This window comes from Embleya hyalina (assembly GCF_003967355.1).
Taxonomy (GTDB): Bacteria; Actinomycetota; Actinomycetes; order Streptomycetales; family Streptomycetaceae; genus Embleya; species Embleya hyalina.
Genome location: NZ_BIFH01000028.1, coordinates 198,924 through 215,434, shown reverse-complemented (window position 1 = coordinate 215,434; position 16,511 = coordinate 198,924). Strand labels below are relative to the sequence as shown.

The window sequence follows — 16,511 nt, the reverse complement described above, 5'->3', positions numbered from 1 at the left end:
CCGGTGAAAGCCCGAGGCTAGCGGCCGCGGGCCTGGCGGAAGGCGTTCCTGAGTTCGCCGACCAGCAGTTCGGGGTTCTCCCAGCCGGGGTAGTGTCCGCCGTGCTGCGGCTCGTTCCAGCTGATGAGGTTCCGGTAGCGGCGTTCCGCCCAGCGCCGTGCGACGGGGAACGGCTCGGCCGGGAACAGTGTGCAGGCCGTGGGTACGGTCACCGGCTGCGCGTTCTCCGCCTCCGCGCCGCGCGGGGTCCACCGGATCGCCTCCCAGTACCAGCGGGCGGTGGAGGCACCGGTGCCGGTGAACCAGTACAGGGCGATGTCGTCCACCTGCTGTGCCACACTGACGCCGCCACCCGCCTCGGGCCGCGTGTCCGCGAAGGCGACCAGCGCCTCGCCCAGCCACGCGGCGAGCCCGGCGGGAGAGTCGAGCAGGGAGTAGCCCAGGGTCTGGGGGAGCACACTCTGGACGAGCACATGGGCGGGGCCGGTCCGCAGGAACCGCTCACGTTTGGCGATCATGAGCTTCTCCGCCTCGTCGGCCGTTGCCGGGTCCTCGGGCAGCGGCGACGCGATCGGCATGGTCAGATGCAGGGCGGCGACCCGCTCGGGCGCCAGCCGAGCCAGCTCGGTGCTCACGAACGCGCCCCAGTCGCCGCCGTGCGCCCCGAAGCGCTCGTATCCGAGCCTGGTCATCAGCTCCGCCCAGGCACGTGCGGTACGGCCCGGGTTCCAGCCGGACTCCCCGGGCCGCTCGCTGAAACCGAAACCGGGCAGAGCCGGTACGACCACGTCGAAGGCGTCCGCGGCGGAACCGCCGTGCGCGACGGGGTCGGTCAGCGGCCCGATGATGCTCTCGAACTCCAGCACCGAGCCGGGCCAGCCGTGTGTCAGCACCAGCGGAAAGGCGTCGGGCTCGGGAGAACGCACGTGCCAGAACGCGATGTTCAGGCCGTCCAGCCGGGTGCGGAAGTGCGGTATCGCGTTCCAGCGCTCTTCCAGGGCTCGCCAGTCGTGCTTTCGCCAGGCGTCCAGCAGGCTCCCCAGGCGTTCCAGGCCGATGCCCTGCGTACCGTCCCGAACCGTCTCCGGTTCCGGAAGCCGCGCGCGGTCGAGGCGCTCCCGCAGGTCCTCCAGTTCGTGTTCGGAGACGTGAATCGGGAAGGGTTCGATCTCAGACATGATCCCGACGCTAAACCAAGGTCCGCCACACACACAACGCGACTGCGGTGACGGGGACTTCGTCGCGAGACCACGTCGATGCGCGGGTCGATGCGCGGACGCACGGCGAGCTTGCCGAAGCGCGTGGCGATCGCCCGGAACTGCTTCGGGCAGGTGAATGCGTCACGTGGTGGTCGTGCCCATCCCCCGCTCCCGGCGCGAGCCCGGGGACGGGACCGGGACATCAGTGGGTGAGCACGATCTTCCCCCGGGCATGGCCGGTCTCGCTCAATCGGTGGGCTTCGGCGGCGTTCTCCAGGGTGAAGGCGGCCGCGATCGGCACGGTGAAGCGGCCCTGGCGGGCGAGTGTCACGGCCGTGACGAGTCCTTCCAGCGCCTGCGGGTCCGCGGCGGGGCCCGCCGAGCGGGTCAGATGCACCCCGTACTCGGCGGCGTTCATGTCGGCGATGGTCACCACCCGGTCCGGGCCGCCGGCGAGATCCACCAGGTCGGGCAGCGAACCGGACCCGACGCAGTCCAAGGCGAGGTCCACTCCCTGGGCCGTCATGGCGCGGACCCGCTCGCCCAATCCGGGACCGTAGGTCGTCGGTTCCGCTCCCAGTCCGACGAGGAACTCGTGGTTGTGGGCACTGGCGGTACCGATGACGGTCGCGCCGCGGGCCACCGCGAGTTGGACGGCGACCGTGCCGACCCCGCCGGCCGCGCCCTCGATCAACAGGGTCGTGCCGGTGTCGACCTTCAACCGATCGAGCGCACGCGTGGCCGTCTCGACGTTCGCGGCGGCGCCGCCGGCCTGCTCCCAGCTCAGCGCGTCCGGCTTCGGTGCCCAAGCGGACAACACGGCGTACTCGGCGCCGGCTCCGCCGAGTTGCCCGGGGTCGGCGAGGTCGACGATGCCGAAGACCGCGTCGCCCGGCCGGACGTCGGTGACCCCGGCACCGACCTCGTCGACCACGCCCGCGGCGTCCACACCGGGCACGTGGGGCAGCCGTATCGGCATCACGTCGCGGAATAGCCCCGCGCGCAGTGCGCAGTCGTGGGGCGCGACACCGGACGCCCGTACGGCCACCCGGATCTGCCCCGGTCCCGCATGCGGTTCCGGCACGTCGGCGACCTCGAGGACGCTCGCGGGACCGTACTCGGCGAACATCAGTGCCCTCATGGGGCCGATGCTAGCCGGGCGTTCCGCTTCCCGTTCGACATCGCGCCCTCGCGCCCCGCGTCTTCGACATCGCGTCCTCGCGCCCCGCACCCCGCGTCTCGGACGACCGGCACTGCCCGGTCGTCAGGTCCCCGTCGGTGGGGCGCTCATCGCTGCCGTCAGGAACGTGATCGCCCAGTGCCGGGCCGCCTCCCCCGCCGCCGGGGACAGGCAGGCCGGGGAGCGCTGCTGGTGGACCTCGACGCGGTCCACGGCCGTCACGGCGAGGATCCCCCGCATCCGGAACCGCAGTTCCTCCGGGGAAAGGCCGGGCAGTGCGCGCCCGAAGGCCGCCAGGTAGCGCTCACGGACGGTGTCCTCGGCCGGTCCGGTCCAACTGCGCACCTCCTCGGCCGGGTCGCTGAGGATCGTCACGATCAGTCGGGATGTCCGGGCACTGCCCTCGTCACCGGCCGGCATCCCGTCGAACAGCGGCCCCGCGAATGCCTCCACCAGTTCGATGACCGCGGGGTCCGGAGTCCTGGCGAGCAGTCGGTCGAGCCCGGCGCACTGTGCCGCGTTGATGGGCTCGACCACGCGGCGGACGACCGCGCCCAGGAGTTCCGCCTTCGAGCCGAAGTGATACCCGACGGCGGCCAGGTTCGCGCCGGCGAGGTCGGTGATCGCGCGGACCGAGGTGCCGCGGTAACCGCGCTCGGCGAAGAGGTGTTCGGCCGCGTCGAGGATCTGCGTGCGGGTGTCACGTGGCGCCATGCCTGCGTACACTACAGACGCGTGATTCAAACGAACGTATGATTGAAACGAGCGTACGAAAAAGGTTGCCATGAAACTGCTCGTGTACGGCGCCGGAGTTCTCGGCAGCCTGTTCGCCGCCCGCCTGCACGAGGCCGGGCACGACGTCGCGCTCCTCGCCCGGGGCAAGCGCCTGGCCGCCCTGCGCCGACACGGCGTTCGGCTCGCCGAGGCGGACAGCCCGGTCGTCAGGCGGGTACCGGTGCCGGTGGTCGAGCACCCGGCCGGCGGGTACGACCTGATCGCGGTCTTCGTCCGCACCCATCAGGTGGACGCGGTGCTGGAGTCACTCGCCGGTCTCGAGGGCGACGTGCTGTTCCTGCACAACTGGGCGGCCGGCCCGGAGCCGCTGGGCGCGGTGATCGGCCACGACCGGGTGCTGCTCGGCTTCGGCACGGCAGGCGGCACGATGGACGGCGACGTGGTCCGCCATCGCGCGACCGACTTCATCACCCGCCGGGCCGCGATGCCGATCGGCGAACCCGACGGCCGGACCACCCCGCGACTCGAACGGCTCGTGCGGACGTTCCGCGGCACCGGGATCAACGCCAGGACCGAACCGAGGATGGATGCCTGGCTCAAGACGCACGCCGCGTTCGCGCTGCCTCTCGGGCAGGCGGCGTACACGGCGGGCGGCCCGGTGGCGCTGGCCGACGATCCGGACGCGGTCCGCGGCATGCTCCGCCTCATGCGGCACAACCTGGCCGCCATGCCGGCACCGCCGACCCCTCGCGGGTTCGCCGCGTTGCGGACCCTGCCGGAAGGACTGCTCGTACCCGCGCTGCGACGCTTCCTCCGAAGCCCGACAGCCGTACACAGCGGACTCGGCGACACCTCCCCCGCCACCGCGGCCGAACTCACCCGACTGGCCGAACAACTCCGCACCTACACCAAAACCCGGTAGCCCCCAAACAACCACACCTCCACGGCCGAATCACACGCGAGTGCTGCTTTACGCCGAGACCGAGCCGCCCGAAGCGGCCGCGACTCCACGACGCAGAACGGATCCTCACGGTTCCCGGGCGGGGAGCTTTTCAGTGGTGAAGTGCCGGCCAACGGAAGCATCCTGTATTCGCGAGAGCTCCGCGCACCACTACGACCGTATGCACGTATCCCATATTCCGGGTCGATGAGTGGAACGCTGAACTTCGAAGCGTGGCAGCCTCTTCCCATCTCGAGGCAACGCTTCCCGAAGGAGGCGAGGCATGCGCAAGAAGATGATCGGCATCGTCGTCGGGGCAGTCGTGGTGGCGGGTGGTACCGCGAACGCGGTTCCGACGACACCGTCCTTCACCACCGTGGCCAACGCATCCGGCAGCATCGACTGCCCGGACATTCACCGTGGCAGTCGGGGGGACTGTGTTCGGGAACTTCAACGAGAGCTCAACGCAACGGGTGCCGCTCTCGCCGTGGATGGCATCGCGGGTCCGCAGACCGTTCAGGCGGTCATCGATTTCCAGAAGCGGCATGCGCTCACGCCCGACGGCATCGTGGGACCGGCCACCAGGAAGGCGCTGATCGACGCTCTCTCGGTGGCGACACCGCGACTTCGGCAAGCCCACTACCCGCAGACGTTCAAACCGACCGCCGCCGCCGAGTGGGCCAGGGCGCACTCCCAAGACTTCACGGGTCTGGCCGCACCCTGCACCGAGTTCGTCTCACGGGCGATGCTCGCTGCCGGTATGCCTCCCGACGCGAAGTGGTACCCGCCGTCCGACGGAGTGGGTAGGTACGTCAGCGGATATTCGCGCAGTTGGGATCTCGCGGTCGACCTCAGGGAGTACCTGCTGTCCAACGGCTGGGTCGACAGCGTGGCGCTCGACGCCCGCAATCCTCGGCTCAACGCAAGTGTCGGCAGGCCCGGAGACATCGTCTTCTACTGGTGGAACGGTCGAGGCAACGATCAACACGTGCATGTCGCGATGGTCGTGGGAGTGGACAACGCCGGACTGCACGTCGCCGATCAAGGAGGAACCCACCTGGGAAACTCCGATCGGCTCTGGAACATCTCCTACGTTCATCAAGGCAATCCGCTCCTCGCATCCCACCCCGGAATGCAAGCGGTCTTGCTGCACTGGAAGTAGACGTCGTGCGTACGGCGCGACAGACCGCTTGACCCGACACGTCACCATCGCCCGATACCAGATCCGGCATCGACTGTGTCCCGGCGGGCTCTCGTCAACCCGCCGGGATACGAAACCGGCAAGACGCCACGCCCCTGGTTACCCCACACGGACGTCCTTGTCGTGTGCCGACCCGCCTACACCCATCGTTCAACCGTCGTCGGAGCGGGACGACCCGGGCTGTCAGGGGCGACGGGCTGACATACCCGCTCAACCTGTACCTGTTGGGGCTTGGGGGACCATCGCAGAGTTGTCCGTGAAAAGTACTACGACGGCTGTGTTCTGTGTATCGACCCACTCGGTCGGCACGCATAGGTTCGGACCGATCGCGGGCGGTGACCTCGTCCGGTGTCGGTGTGAGTCGACGCCGTCGAACCGACGCGCCCGTGCCCGCCGCCGACGAGGAAGGTCGACGTGGACATCGACGACACGGACATCGACGAGTCGTACAGCGAAGGACCGGAGGAAGCCGCATCGCGCGGCATCACTCGGAAGAACCTGTTGAAGGCCGCGCTCGTGGCGGCGCCGCTGCCGTTTCTGATCGGCGGCGTGCCCGCGCTGGCCCGCGCGGCCCGCGACTCGGGTGCCGACCTGGCGCCGACGCCGTTCTGCCACGACGGCGACCCGCCCACCATCGAGCAGACCGAGGGGCCGTACTTCAAGCCCAACTCGCCGCTGCGCACGGTGCTCGCGACGTCGAGCACCCCGGGTATCCCCCTCACCGTGACCGGCTTCGTCTTCGGCCGGCAGTGTCAGCCGCTCGCCAACGTGCTGTTGGACTTCTGGCAGGCGGACACCAACGGGGCCTACGACAACTCCGGATTCGCCTTCCGCGGTCACCAGTTCACCAACGCGCAGGGTGCGTACACGCTCACCACGATCGTGCCCGGTCTGTACCCGGGTCGCACCCGGCACCTGCACGTGAAGGTCCAGGCGCCGAACAAGCCGGTCCTCACCACCCAGACGTACTTCCCGAACGAGCCGCGCAACAACACCGACACGATCTTCGACCCCCGGCTGCTGATGACGGTTCGTCAGGTGGGCTCGGGGCGCGAGGCGTCCTTCGACTTCGTGCTGAACATCAACGGAACACCGCCCACGACCCCGCCCACCGGTCGCCCCTGGAAGGCCGGTACGAACTACGCCGTGGGCGACCAGGTCACCTACGGCGGCGCGACCTATCGCTGCCTCGTGGCCCACCTGTCCCGACCCGGCTGGGAGCCGCCGAACTACACGTTCCTGTGGCGGCGCGTCTGATCCCCGTCGGACCCGAACCCGGCCGGCCCCGGCCCATTTTCCGGGGTCGGCCGGTTCATCGCGGTCGCGCACCCGGGTCCTCCAGGGACCCGGTCGGGGGTCGGCGAAATGTGGTGGACCGGTGGGCGGTTGTCACCGATGATCCGCTGGTGACCAACTCCGATGACGCCGCCCTGCCCGTGTCCGCCACCACCGAGCGGCGGGTCCGCTGGGTCTCGTTGGCGGGCCGACCGCTGGCTTCCCTGGTGGCCGGAGACCTGGTCGAGGCGCGTGCTCGGTCGGGCTTGGACCTGCCCGGGTTCTTCGTGTCCGAACAAGCGCGTCGCCTGTGGCGGGACCGCTTCGACCAGGTGACCGCCGACCCCGCGAGCGCCCCGTGGGTGGCCCGGGCCGCGGTCTCCGAACCGGACGGCGCGGTGGTCGGCTACGCCGGCTACCACGGCCCGCCGAACGAGGACGGCATGGTCGAGATCGGCTACACGGTGGTGCCGGAGGCACGCCGTCGCGGCTACGCCAGGGCGATGCTGCGCTCCCTCCTCGTTCGCGCGGCCGAGGAGCCCGACGTGCACGTCGTCCGGGTCACCATCTCTCCCGACAACGCCGCGTCGCTCGCGACCATCCGGGGCTTCGGCTTCGTCGAGATGGGCGAGCACGTCGACGAGGAACTCGGCCTGGGGATCATCCACGAGGTGCCGGCCGGCCGCGTTCTCGGAATCTGACCGATCCACGTTTCGGGCACCCGCGCGACGCCGGGTCCTCGGCCCGCGCGCACCCCGCGGGTAGGTGCGGGGCCGATGTGCCCGCCCCGCATCGACGTAGCGGGCGATCCGGGGCGGTCCTCGTCTCGGGTGGTGGGGAGTTCGGGCGCCGTGTCAGGCGTGTAGTGCGGCGCCGAAGCGTTCGCGGAGTGCCCGGGTGGCACGGGCTCCGAAGCGGTTGTGTCGGAGTGCGAGTCCTTCGAGTCCGCTCAGGTGCGGTGATCGGGCCAGGGCGAGGGCGCCCTCGTCGCCGATCTCGTTGTCGTCGAGTACCAGCCGGCGCAGGGTGGCCGGCATCGGAGCGTGGGCCAGGGCAACCGCTCCGCGGTCGCCGATGCCGCAGTTGCCGAGTTCGAGGCGGCGCAGTCGCCGGAACGACGCCACCAGACCGGCCGTGCCGTCGGGGCCGAGGCGACCCCGGTCCAGCCGCAGTGTTTCCAGCGATGCGACGAACACCGACTCCGCGAGGGCGGGGCCGATTTCGGGTGGCAGTCTGTCGACATGGCCTCCGGACAGGTGGAGCGTCCGCAGAGCGCCCAGTCGCCGACCGCGCACCAGTGTGAGCATGGCGGCCCCGGTACTGTCGCCGTGGATCGCCATGGCGAGGCTCCGGAGGCCCGCTGCCGCAGGGGAGTTGACCAGCGCGTCGACGCCTTCCCGGGTGAAGGCGCCGCTCGTGAGGTCGAGCGCGGTGAAGCGGTTGGGCAACTCGCTCAGGCGGGTCAGCACTTCGTCGCCGAGCAGGTGGTTGTCGAGGGTGAGGCCGGTCAGGCGCGGCAGTGCCGGTAGGACCGTCACCAGGGCGCTGTCGAGGTCGTCGAACGTGCCGTGCCCGAGGTCGAGGCGCTCCAGATGTGGCGCGAAGACGGCGTCGGCCAGCCGCAGGAAGCCGGCGGAGGTGAATTCCTGCTCGTCGTGGCGCGAGGCGGACACGTCCAGTTCACGCAGGTGCGGGTAGCCGTGGCTGGTGAGCAGGGCGGTCAGACCGTCGTCGTCCAGGTTGGAATCCGGCAGCGCGAGACTTTCCAGCTGCCGCAGATACGGCGACCGGGCCAGCCGGGCCGCGGCGTCGCCGTCCAGGTAGGTGTCATAGGTGCGTATGCCGCGGTAGCGGCCGAGGGCGGGAAGCAGCGAGATCTCGGCGAGATGGTCGCTCGCGAACTGCAGCTCGAGGCGGTCGTCTTCGGGCGCGGCGCGGAAGAGGGCGTCATGGTGACGCAGGAACGTCTCCGCTTCCATGTCGGTGACCGAGCGCACGAATCCGCGTTCCGGGCCGCCGATGAGGACGTCCCGCACCTTCTCGGGCAGCGCGGCCGGGTACGCGGCCACGGCGGCGTCCTCGCCGTCCGCGTTGCCGCCGCACTGGGCGTGGATCAGCCGGGCGTGCTCGGGGTGGGAGACGGCCACCAGTTTCGCGTAGGCCAGCCGGAGGCCGTTGTCGGCGGGGCGTTCACGGATGGCGAGCAGCAGACGGGCGGCGGCCGGGTCGACGTGGTCCCGGTCCGGGGCGACGGCGTCGGCCTCGCTGTCGCGGCCGAGGGCCCTGAGCAGGACCGCTCGTGTGCGGTGCAGATCGGCGTCGTCGTCGAGGAGCAGGGCCGCGTCGATGACGTCCAGGGCGGCGTGCGGGTGCCCGAGGTGGAAGAGGTCGTGGGCGAGCCGGGCCAGGATCGGGCCCGCGGGCTCTCCCCACCGCAGCGCATGGATCACCTCGGTGAGTGACGATCGCGGAGTCAGCGGCGAGACGGGTACGCCCTCGTGCCAGTAGGGACCGTCGACCATCACGGCGGGCCAGGGCCGCTCGTCGCCGACGACCGTCGTCAGTGCCGCGGCGCCCTCCCGCGCGGCGAGCCGGATCCGGGCCAGCTGCGCGGGGCCGCCGTCCGGATCGTCGGCGTCGGCTTCGCCGAGCACGGTGCGCAACTCCACTGTGCTGTACGGCAGTTCGGCGGCGGCCGGAGTGGCCAGCAGATCGGCGTCGCCCCACAGGCGCCCGAGCCGGACCTCCCGTACGGGTGTGCCGTCGGCGGCGCGGACGTGCCACAGGCCCACCTCGACGGCGTCCTCGACCGGGCCGGAGCGGGTGACGCCGCGGCCGTCCGCCTCATCGGCCGTGCGGTGCCAGGTTCGGCGCCGCTCGATTTCGCGTCCGGACCCGGTGTCGTGGTCGGACTCGCGGCGCAGCAGTCCGTCTACGTCGTGGTAGCGCCAAGTGCCGTGCGGGGGGCGGTTGTCCGCACGGGGCGCCCGACGGTTCTCCCGCCACAGGACGCCACTGCGGTAGTAGCGCCGGTCGGTGCCGTCGAGGGTCCATTCGCTCTGGAGGGTGCCGTCGACCCACCAGTGCCGGGTTTCGAGCGTCTCCTCGCCCTTCTCGCCACGCCGCCGCATGAACAGCCAGGCGATGTCCCCCGAGCCCGGCAGTCGGCTCGCCGTGGGCGCCACTCCTTCGGGGCGCGGCGGCACGGGTTTGCCCGAACCGGGTCGGACCTCGACGCCGGCTCCGTCGAGATGGCGGGTGCCGATCAGGTCGCCGTCGACGTACACGCATTCGTAGACCCGTACCGACTCCACCGCGTCCAGCCACGGGCCGCCCGAGCCGTATCCCGACTCCGGCGACCGCGGCCCCGGGGTGCTCGGCCGGTGGAAACGCCGTACGCCGTCGACGCGGCCGTCCGTGTGCCGGCCCTCCTGCGACAGTTCGCCGCCGGGGTGGTCGTAGCGCCGGTACATGCCGTGCGGCCGGCCGGCCACGTGCGCGCACTCGCAGACGAAGCGGCCGGCCGCGTCCCAGTAGCGGACCGGGCCGGTGAGACGTCCGTGTTCGTCCTTGTCGCCGAGGATCCACTCCTGGTCCTCCTCCGACCACCACGCCTCGGGCGGCCTGGGATCGGTGCGCCTCGCGGTCATGCCTCGCCTCCCTCGGTTGGCGGCTTCGCGCCGTACTCCCCGGCAGGTTGCCCTCGTCGTCGGGGAGCCCGGGCCACCGGATGCCGTCCGGCGCCGGGGCCTCGCCCCCGGCGGCATCGTCGGCGTGCTGGATCTCCCGCGTGGCGAGCCCGCGCATCCGCCTTTCGAGCCAGGGGCGTTGCCCCTTTGGGGGCAAGAATTATCACCGACGGCCACGACACACGCCTCCGCCTCCACGGCGACGGAATCCGGGAAACGGCGGCGGCTGGGCCCACTGGAGCGTCCTCGGCAGCACCAGCCAACACCCCCCGCCACCGTCTACGAGTCCGGTACCGGCAGCGCCGAGGTCTTCGCCATCGCCGCCGACGGCACCATGGCCCACACCTACTCCATCGGCGGCGGCCCCTGGAGCGCCTGGTCCTCGCTCGGCGCCTGGAAGTTCAAGACCGCATAGCGCGGGCCGGCATCGCACGGTGCCCGCTTCGCCGGCTCGGTCCGTGCCTGGAACGGATACCGATCCCCGTCCGGGCAGGGACCGCGGCGCGCATCCCCCGGCTGCCGAGGCGGTGGACAACGACCCGCCCGGTGCGGGCCCTCCTCCTCCGTGCTCCGGCGGGCGTAGCGGTCGGTGCGATCACCGTCGCCCCGGGCGCGCAGCGGCTCCGGCGTGCCCGTGCCCTTCCTGGGGCGCCACCGCCCGCTTCGCCACCCTCCGCGCGCCCGCCGGCTCGGGCTCGGAAGCCTCAGGGGGCTCCGTGCTCCCGGGCCGACGCGATACCCGCCCGGACCGCTTCCAGGAGGGTTTCCAGGCCCTGTGCCTGCTGCCACTCCTCGGCCGAGAGGTGCCACGTGTGCTGCGACGCCGGGGCTTCGGGTGAGCCGACGACGATCTCTATGGTCCGCCTCCCCTTCCGGTCGGGGGGCGTGACGTGCAGGGCCATGTTCCGGATGTGGAAGCGCTTCGGATGGCTGCCGAAGATTTCCAGGACGCGGCCGTCGAACGTGTGGAACTCTCTGCCTGCCCTGGCCGTGATCTCGTCGGTCATGGGGTGACGCTACAGGTGGGGACGCACGGCCGTCAGGGGCCGGACGCGTCGTTGGAGGGGCCTGCCGGCCGTGGGGCGGCTCGGGGTTGGGAACGAAGGCCGCCACTCGGTGCCCGTCGGATCGCGCGATCGCGTCCCGGACGACGAGGAGCACCCGTATCCGCTCGGTTCGCGGGGGTGGGGGTAGCCCCCCGGTGGATACGGTCACGAGCCCCATCGTCGGTTGGTGCGTTGCCCGACAAGCTTGTTGCCGACGGGGAGCGGCCCCGAGGTCTACGACGCGGAGAAAATCGGGGGCTGGGATGAGGCGTGTACATCGGGTGTTGGTGACCGCGGCGACGGCTTTGGCGGTGGTCGCGGTGCCGTCCGCGGCGCAGGCCTCGCCCGCGAAGGCGGATCGCGGCGGGCTGCAGAAGGGGCTGGACGACATCGTCGCGAACGGCGCCGTGGGTGCGGTGATGGAGGTGGGCGGCAACGGCGGCGGCGTGTGGCGGGGCACCAGTGGTGTGGCCGAGCTGGGTACGTCGCGGGAGATGCCGGCGCACGGCCGGTTCCGGGCGGGCAGCATCACGAAGACGTTCGTCGCCACCGTCGTGCTGCAGCTTGTGGACAAGGGCCCGTTGCGCCTGGACGACACGGTCGAGAAGTGGCTGCCCGGCGTCGTCCCCGGAGGTGATCGGATCACCGTGCGGCAGCTCCTCAACCACACGAGCGGGGTACCCGACTACCGTGGGACGCTGCCGATGCCTCCGACGCCGGAGTTCGAGGCCGACCGGTTCCGGACCTGGTCCGCGACCGAGCTGATCCGGCGGGCGGTGGCCCAGCCGCCGACACCCGACGCGCCGGGAACCAAGTACGCGTACTCCAACACGGGTTACCTCCTGCTCGGCGAAATCATCCGGAAGGTGACCGGCCGGTCGTATGCCGTGGAGATCGAGCGCCGAATCATCGAACCGCTGCGGCTGCACGGCACTTCGCTGCCGGGGACGTCGTCGCGTATTCGTGGGCCGCACCCGCACGGGTACATACCGGTTCGGCAGGGCGACGAGACGCGACTCGTCGACTTCACGGAGATGAATCCGTCGCTGATGGGCGCGGGTGGCGAGATGATCTCCACGACGGGGGATCTCAACCGGTTCATGGCCGAACTGGTCGGTGGGCGCCTGCTGCCGCGTCACCTGCTCGACGAGATGAAGACGCCGGGTGTCGAGGGGAAGAGGTACGGGCTCGGGCTGCGCCGGCAGGACACCCCGTGCGGGGTCCGCGTGTACGGCAACGACGGCGATGCCCTGGCGTACCAGGCGTGGTCGTTCGCCACGGAGGACCGGCGCCGCCAGGTGACGATCGCGCTCACGCCCGACTTCCGTGGCGACCCCGACGATGCCGTGGAAGCCCTTTTGGACAAGGCGATCTGCGGCTGACCGTCACGACCGCTTCGGCGTCGGCTCCGGGCCACGGTCCTCCGGAAAATCGGGTGCGGAGCAGGCGCGGGGTTGCCACGATGCCGATCGGGTCGTGTGACGGGAGGGGTTTGCGATGTCGGACGGTTCGGAGCCGAAGTCGACGGGGTGCCTGGTCGTCTCGGGCATGCCGGGGGCCGGCAAGTCGACGGTCGCGCCGTTGGTGGCCGCCCGGTATCCGCGTGCCGCGCACATCAGCGGGGACGTGCTGTCGTACATGGTCGTCCAGGGGCGGGTCGGCTTCGCCGGGGAGCCGGCCGAGGAGTCCCGGCGCCAGTTGCGCCTGTGCGTGCGCAACATGTGCGCGCTTGCCGACAACTTCGCCGCCGACGACATCCTTCCGATCGTCGAATACCCGATCGACAGCCCGGAGTTGCTGGAGTTCATGGTCGGCCTGCTCCGGACCGCGCCGGTCATGTTCGTCGTCCTGGCCCCGCCCCTGGAGGTTTGCCGAGAGCGGAACGCGGCCCGTCCGGTGCGCGAGCGGGTCGACTTCGACTACGGCCCGCAGTACCGGGCGATGCGGGAGCGGTTGGGCGGCGTGGGTTGGTGGTTGGACAACTCGGACCGGACTCCGGTGGAGACCGCCGACCTGATCGCCGCCCACGCCCGCGATCGGGCTCGGGTAACGTCTCGAGCAGATCATCGAGTTCCGCGAACGGCAGGTGGCGTTTGATGCACACACCGGAGTCGACAGAAGCCCACATCGTGGATGCGAACAACGTCCTGGTTGCGCCTTCGGTGTTGCATGACAAGGACCCGATCAGGGATTTCTTCGGGCGCACGATCACCCCGGAGGAGCTTGCCTCCGGTTCACCCGACCTGGCGCGGAAGACCGTCTATCTGTGTGGCGACATATCCGGGATCAGCGGCCGTCGACTGCGCGCGGCTGCCCGGGTATTCGTGGTCCGGGAGCTGTCACACGGTTACCACGAGGGCGTCGACGAACCATGGACGCTCGTCGACGTCGGCCGGGTTCCCATCCGTGTGCACGGCGTCGGCGTGTACTACCGCCGCTTTTTCGAACCCGCCGCCGATCACTTCGGGCGGATCAGTGCGGAGCACCAGTTCCAGTCGCTGACGGAGTCCACCAAGCCCGGAACGGCCCACCGCAGCGGCATCTATCTCACGCCGGTCACTCGAAACGGCGACGAACTACACTTCCGCCTGCTCCGGTGCTCCACGAATCTCTCGGGGCCGACGGAGAGCTTTCGCTCGACCGACACGCGCATCGTCGAGGCTCTGAACCGCGAGGCCGACACCGTTTTTCGGAACCGGGCGCCGCTGAATCACGTTCTCGCTCAGATCTACCACAACACGCTTGCCACGGCCGAGCGCAAGCAGTCCAAGGCCAAGATCTCGGCTCACGCCGACAAGACCAAGGACATGCCCGTCAATGGCATCATGGCCTTCTGCACCTTCTATGACGGGCTCGACAGGCTGCGACCCCTGACCGAAGACGCCTTCGACCATGGTGTGAAGGGTGTCAGCGGGCTGACCAGGCTTCGCTTTCACCTCAAGGAGCCGATCGAAGCACGCAACGGGGTCGCACTGCCCTCGCAGTTCACCCTGACCCTCCATCCCGGCTCCGTGTTCTTCATGCCGCTGTCGACCAACCGCCTGTATACGCACGAGATCCGGCCCTCGACGTTGGACGCCGAGCTGCTCCCGACCCGCCTGGGATACGTGGTGCGGTGTTCGAGCGCCGAAGCCGTGCACAAGGATGGCCACACGTTCCTCAAGGTGGCCGAAGATTTGGTGCAGCTGGGGCCACCCACCCCGGACGGCATGAGCGAGCTGCGCAGGCTGTACGCCGAGGAGAACAGGACCTCGTCCTTCATCGATTACGGCGACGAGTTTGTTTTCAGTATGAACACGGGAGACTACGTTGCCCCTCGGGTCTAGAATCCCGGACGGGATCCTCTCGTGCGCTGTGCCAACCGAGGAGAATCTCTTTGCGGAGCTGTCCGCGTCGACTCGTTGGGAAGACGTGGGAAAAGGCAGGCAGGGTGCCGTGCTCACCAGGATCGACGAGGCGGGTGATGTCCCTCTCGTACGTACCACCACTCGGTACGGCAACCCGGCGCAGCGTTTTCGGGTGGTGCACGAACGACTGGCGCGGCAGGTTCGAGAACGTGCGGCGCTTTCGGCTGGTTTCAACAATGCTCTCATCGAGATCTATACGAACTCCTATACGACCATGGGCAGTCATTCCGATCAGGCCCTCGATCTGGCCGACGAGTCGTTCATCGCCGTCTTCTCCTGCTATCGATATCCCGAGGCGAGCCCGCCGAGGAAGTTGATTTTCGAATCAAAGGGGTCCGGCGGGGAGAAGTTCGAGATTCCTCTCGCCCACAACGGTATCGTCGCGTTTTCCGTGGACACGAATCGGCGATTCAAGCACAAAATTGTCTTGGACACGCCCGCCCGGGCGGCGGACAACCAATGGCTGGGTGTGACCTTTCGAACGTCGAAGAGCCTCGTTCGGTTTCGCGGCGGACACGCATACCTCCCGCACGGCGCGCGCCTCGTGTCGGCCGACGATGAGCAGAGGCACGAGTTCTACCGACTGCGGCGCCGCGAGAACAACGAGACGGACTTCACCTACCCCCTGCTGACGTACACCCTCAGCGAGAGCGATCTGATGCCGCCCGTCTGACCCTGAGGGCTGTCGTGGCGTGGAACCTTGCCGAAGGCGAGTTGACCTTCGAGTTGGATGAACGTCGACAATCGGGTCCATGGACGGCAGCACGGAACTACTCGGCATCAGCGCCTTCGCACGGCGGGTCGGTCTCACTCCGAGCGCCCTGCGTTTCTACGACGACTGCCGCGTTCTGCGGCCGGCGTGGGTCGACGGGGCGACGGGATACCGCTTCTACAGTCCTGCTCAGGAGGCCCGTGCCGGTCTCCTGCGCGGTCTGCGAGAAGCGGGACTGCCGCTGGCCGAGGTCACCGTGGTGCTTGACGGGCCCGAGCACGAGGGCCGAGAAGTGCTGGAGCGGCACTTGGAGAGGGTGCGCGACCGGACGCAGGCGGCCGAGGCCGCCATCGCCGTGGTTCTGCGTTCCCTCTCGAGCACCGACAGCACGACGGAGGCGCGAATCGGCGGCTTGGAGTTGGCCGGCGCCATACGCCAGGTGGTGCCGGCCGCGGCTTCCGACGTGGAACTCCCCGCGCTGGGTTGCGTCCTCATCGAGATCGATGACGGCGAGATACGTCTGGTGGCTACCGATCGCTATCGCCTGTCGATGCGCGTACTGAGGCCGACCGCGCTCGTCGGAGGGCCATGCCGCCTGCTGGTGCACGCGGCCGACCTGATCGAGTTCGGGCATTGGGCGATGCGAGTGCACGAGGTCACCATCCAGGTCGGACCGGACGGCGCCCGCGCGCGCGGTACGTCGGACTCCCGTGTCCTGGCGACGACCGATGACCTGTTCCCCGCCTACCGCGAGATGCTCTCGGCTCTCGCCCCGCCCGAATACCGCGTAATCGTGGATCGCCTGGCCCTGCGTGAGGTGGTCGACAGCCACGCGGACGCTGCACGCATCGCTCTGAGCCTCGCCGACGACGAGTTGATCGTCTCTCGCGCCGATCACTCCGGCTCCGTCTCCCTGCCCGCGATCTGCCGTGAAGACCTGCCCCGGCGAATCGGTTTCGACCCCGCCGTCCTGGGCCCCGCGCTGGAGGCCGGTGTCGGGCCCGACGTTCTGTTGGAAATCTCCGCCGTGGATCGGCCTGTCGTGGTGCGTTCCGCGGACCAGGGCAGCTTCACCACGCTGGTCATGCCCGTCGCGCTCGACACCTCCGGCTGATTTCCCCGGTACC

General features: G+C 69.8%; 15 protein-coding genes. 10 read left to right on the top strand and 5 right to left on the bottom strand.

Features of this window, described 5'->3' with window-relative positions; genetic code table 11:
- Nucleotides 1–17: 17 nt before the first annotated feature.
- The 3 genes from EMA17_RS31105 to EMA17_RS31095 all read right to left on the bottom strand — a co-directional run bounded on the left by EMA17_RS31105 (nt 18) and on the right by EMA17_RS31095 (nt 3,093).
- Nucleotides 18–1,178, bottom strand: a complete 1,161-nt coding sequence (locus EMA17_RS31105) for an epoxide hydrolase family protein (protein ID WP_126640477.1) — start codon at nt 1,176–1,178, stop codon at nt 18–20.
- A 223-nt stretch (nt 1,179–1,401) separates the two neighbouring features.
- A complete protein-coding gene (locus EMA17_RS31100; RefSeq protein WP_126640476.1) occupies nt 1,402–2,340 on the bottom strand; it encodes an NADP-dependent oxidoreductase in 939 nt (312 codons plus the stop codon).
- Between the two features lie 123 nt (nt 2,341–2,463).
- Entirely contained in the window at nt 2,464–3,093 is a 630-nt protein-coding gene (locus EMA17_RS31095; RefSeq protein WP_126640475.1) for a TetR/AcrR family transcriptional regulator, read from the bottom strand.
- Between the two features lie 70 nt (nt 3,094–3,163).
- Between EMA17_RS31095 and EMA17_RS31090 the strand changes: the two genes are divergently transcribed.
- The 4 genes from EMA17_RS31090 to EMA17_RS31075 all read left to right on the top strand — a co-directional run bounded on the left by EMA17_RS31090 (nt 3,164) and on the right by EMA17_RS31075 (nt 7,231).
- Nucleotides 3,164–4,036, top strand: coding sequence for a ketopantoate reductase family protein (locus tag EMA17_RS31090; protein ID WP_126640474.1), 873 nt, complete (start codon nt 3,164–3,166; stop codon nt 4,034–4,036).
- 301 nt (nt 4,037–4,337) lie between these two features.
- Complete coding sequence (locus EMA17_RS31085; protein ID WP_126640473.1) at nt 4,338–5,216, top strand: peptidoglycan-binding protein; 879 nt, start codon at nt 4,338–4,340, stop codon at nt 5,214–5,216.
- Between the two features lie 453 nt (nt 5,217–5,669).
- On the top strand, nt 5,670–6,512 hold the full coding sequence (locus tag EMA17_RS31080; protein ID WP_371863059.1) for a dioxygenase family protein: 843 nt from the start codon (nt 5,670–5,672) through the stop codon (nt 6,510–6,512).
- A 149-nt stretch (nt 6,513–6,661) separates the two neighbouring features.
- On the top strand, nt 6,662–7,231 hold the full coding sequence (locus EMA17_RS31075; protein ID WP_246127011.1) for a GNAT family N-acetyltransferase: 570 nt from the start codon (nt 6,662–6,664) through the stop codon (nt 7,229–7,231).
- A 153-nt stretch (nt 7,232–7,384) separates the two neighbouring features.
- Here the strand turns inward: EMA17_RS31075 and EMA17_RS31070 are convergent, their stop codons facing one another.
- On the bottom strand, nt 7,385–10,180 hold the full coding sequence (locus EMA17_RS31070) for a leucine-rich repeat domain-containing protein (protein ID WP_126640472.1): 2,796 nt from the start codon (nt 10,178–10,180) through the stop codon (nt 7,385–7,387).
- A gap of 178 nt (nt 10,181–10,358) precedes the next feature.
- Between EMA17_RS31070 and EMA17_RS31065 the strand changes: the two genes are divergently transcribed.
- Nucleotides 10,359–10,634, top strand: a complete 276-nt coding sequence (locus EMA17_RS31065) for a hypothetical protein (protein ID WP_126640471.1) — start codon at nt 10,359–10,361, stop codon at nt 10,632–10,634.
- Nucleotides 10,635–10,923: 289 nt separating this feature from the next.
- Here EMA17_RS31065 and EMA17_RS31060 read toward each other — a convergent pair whose 3' ends face one another.
- Entirely contained in the window at nt 10,924–11,226 is a 303-nt protein-coding gene (locus EMA17_RS31060) for a hypothetical protein (protein WP_126640470.1), read from the bottom strand.
- Nucleotides 11,227–11,528: 302 nt separating this feature from the next.
- On the opposite strand from EMA17_RS31060, the gene EMA17_RS31055 reads away from it, so the two are divergent.
- From EMA17_RS31055 to EMA17_RS31035, 5 genes are all read left to right on the top strand, one after another.
- Nucleotides 11,529–12,647, top strand: a complete 1,119-nt coding sequence (locus EMA17_RS31055) for a serine hydrolase domain-containing protein (RefSeq protein WP_174861456.1) — start codon at nt 11,529–11,531, stop codon at nt 12,645–12,647.
- Between the two features lie 115 nt (nt 12,648–12,762).
- Entirely contained in the window at nt 12,763–13,362 is a 600-nt protein-coding gene (locus EMA17_RS31050) for an AAA family ATPase (protein ID WP_126640469.1), read from the top strand.
- Nucleotides 13,362–14,591: a hypothetical protein gene (locus EMA17_RS31045; protein ID WP_174861455.1), complete on the top strand. Its 1,230-nt coding sequence runs from the start codon at nt 13,362–13,364 to the stop codon at nt 14,589–14,591. Before EMA17_RS31050 ends, EMA17_RS31045 begins: the two co-directional genes overlap by 1 nt.
- Nucleotides 14,575–15,345 carry an alpha-ketoglutarate-dependent dioxygenase AlkB family protein gene (locus EMA17_RS31040; RefSeq protein WP_126640467.1) on the top strand — a complete coding sequence of 257 codons (771 nt, stop codon included), beginning with the start codon at nt 14,575–14,577 and terminating at the stop codon, nt 15,343–15,345. The genes EMA17_RS31045 and EMA17_RS31040 overlap by 17 nt, the downstream gene beginning before the upstream one ends.
- A gap of 79 nt (nt 15,346–15,424) precedes the next feature.
- Entirely contained in the window at nt 15,425–16,498 is a 1,074-nt protein-coding gene (locus EMA17_RS31035) for a DNA polymerase III subunit beta family protein (protein WP_126640466.1), read from the top strand.
- Nucleotides 16,499–16,511 lie beyond the last annotated feature (13 nt).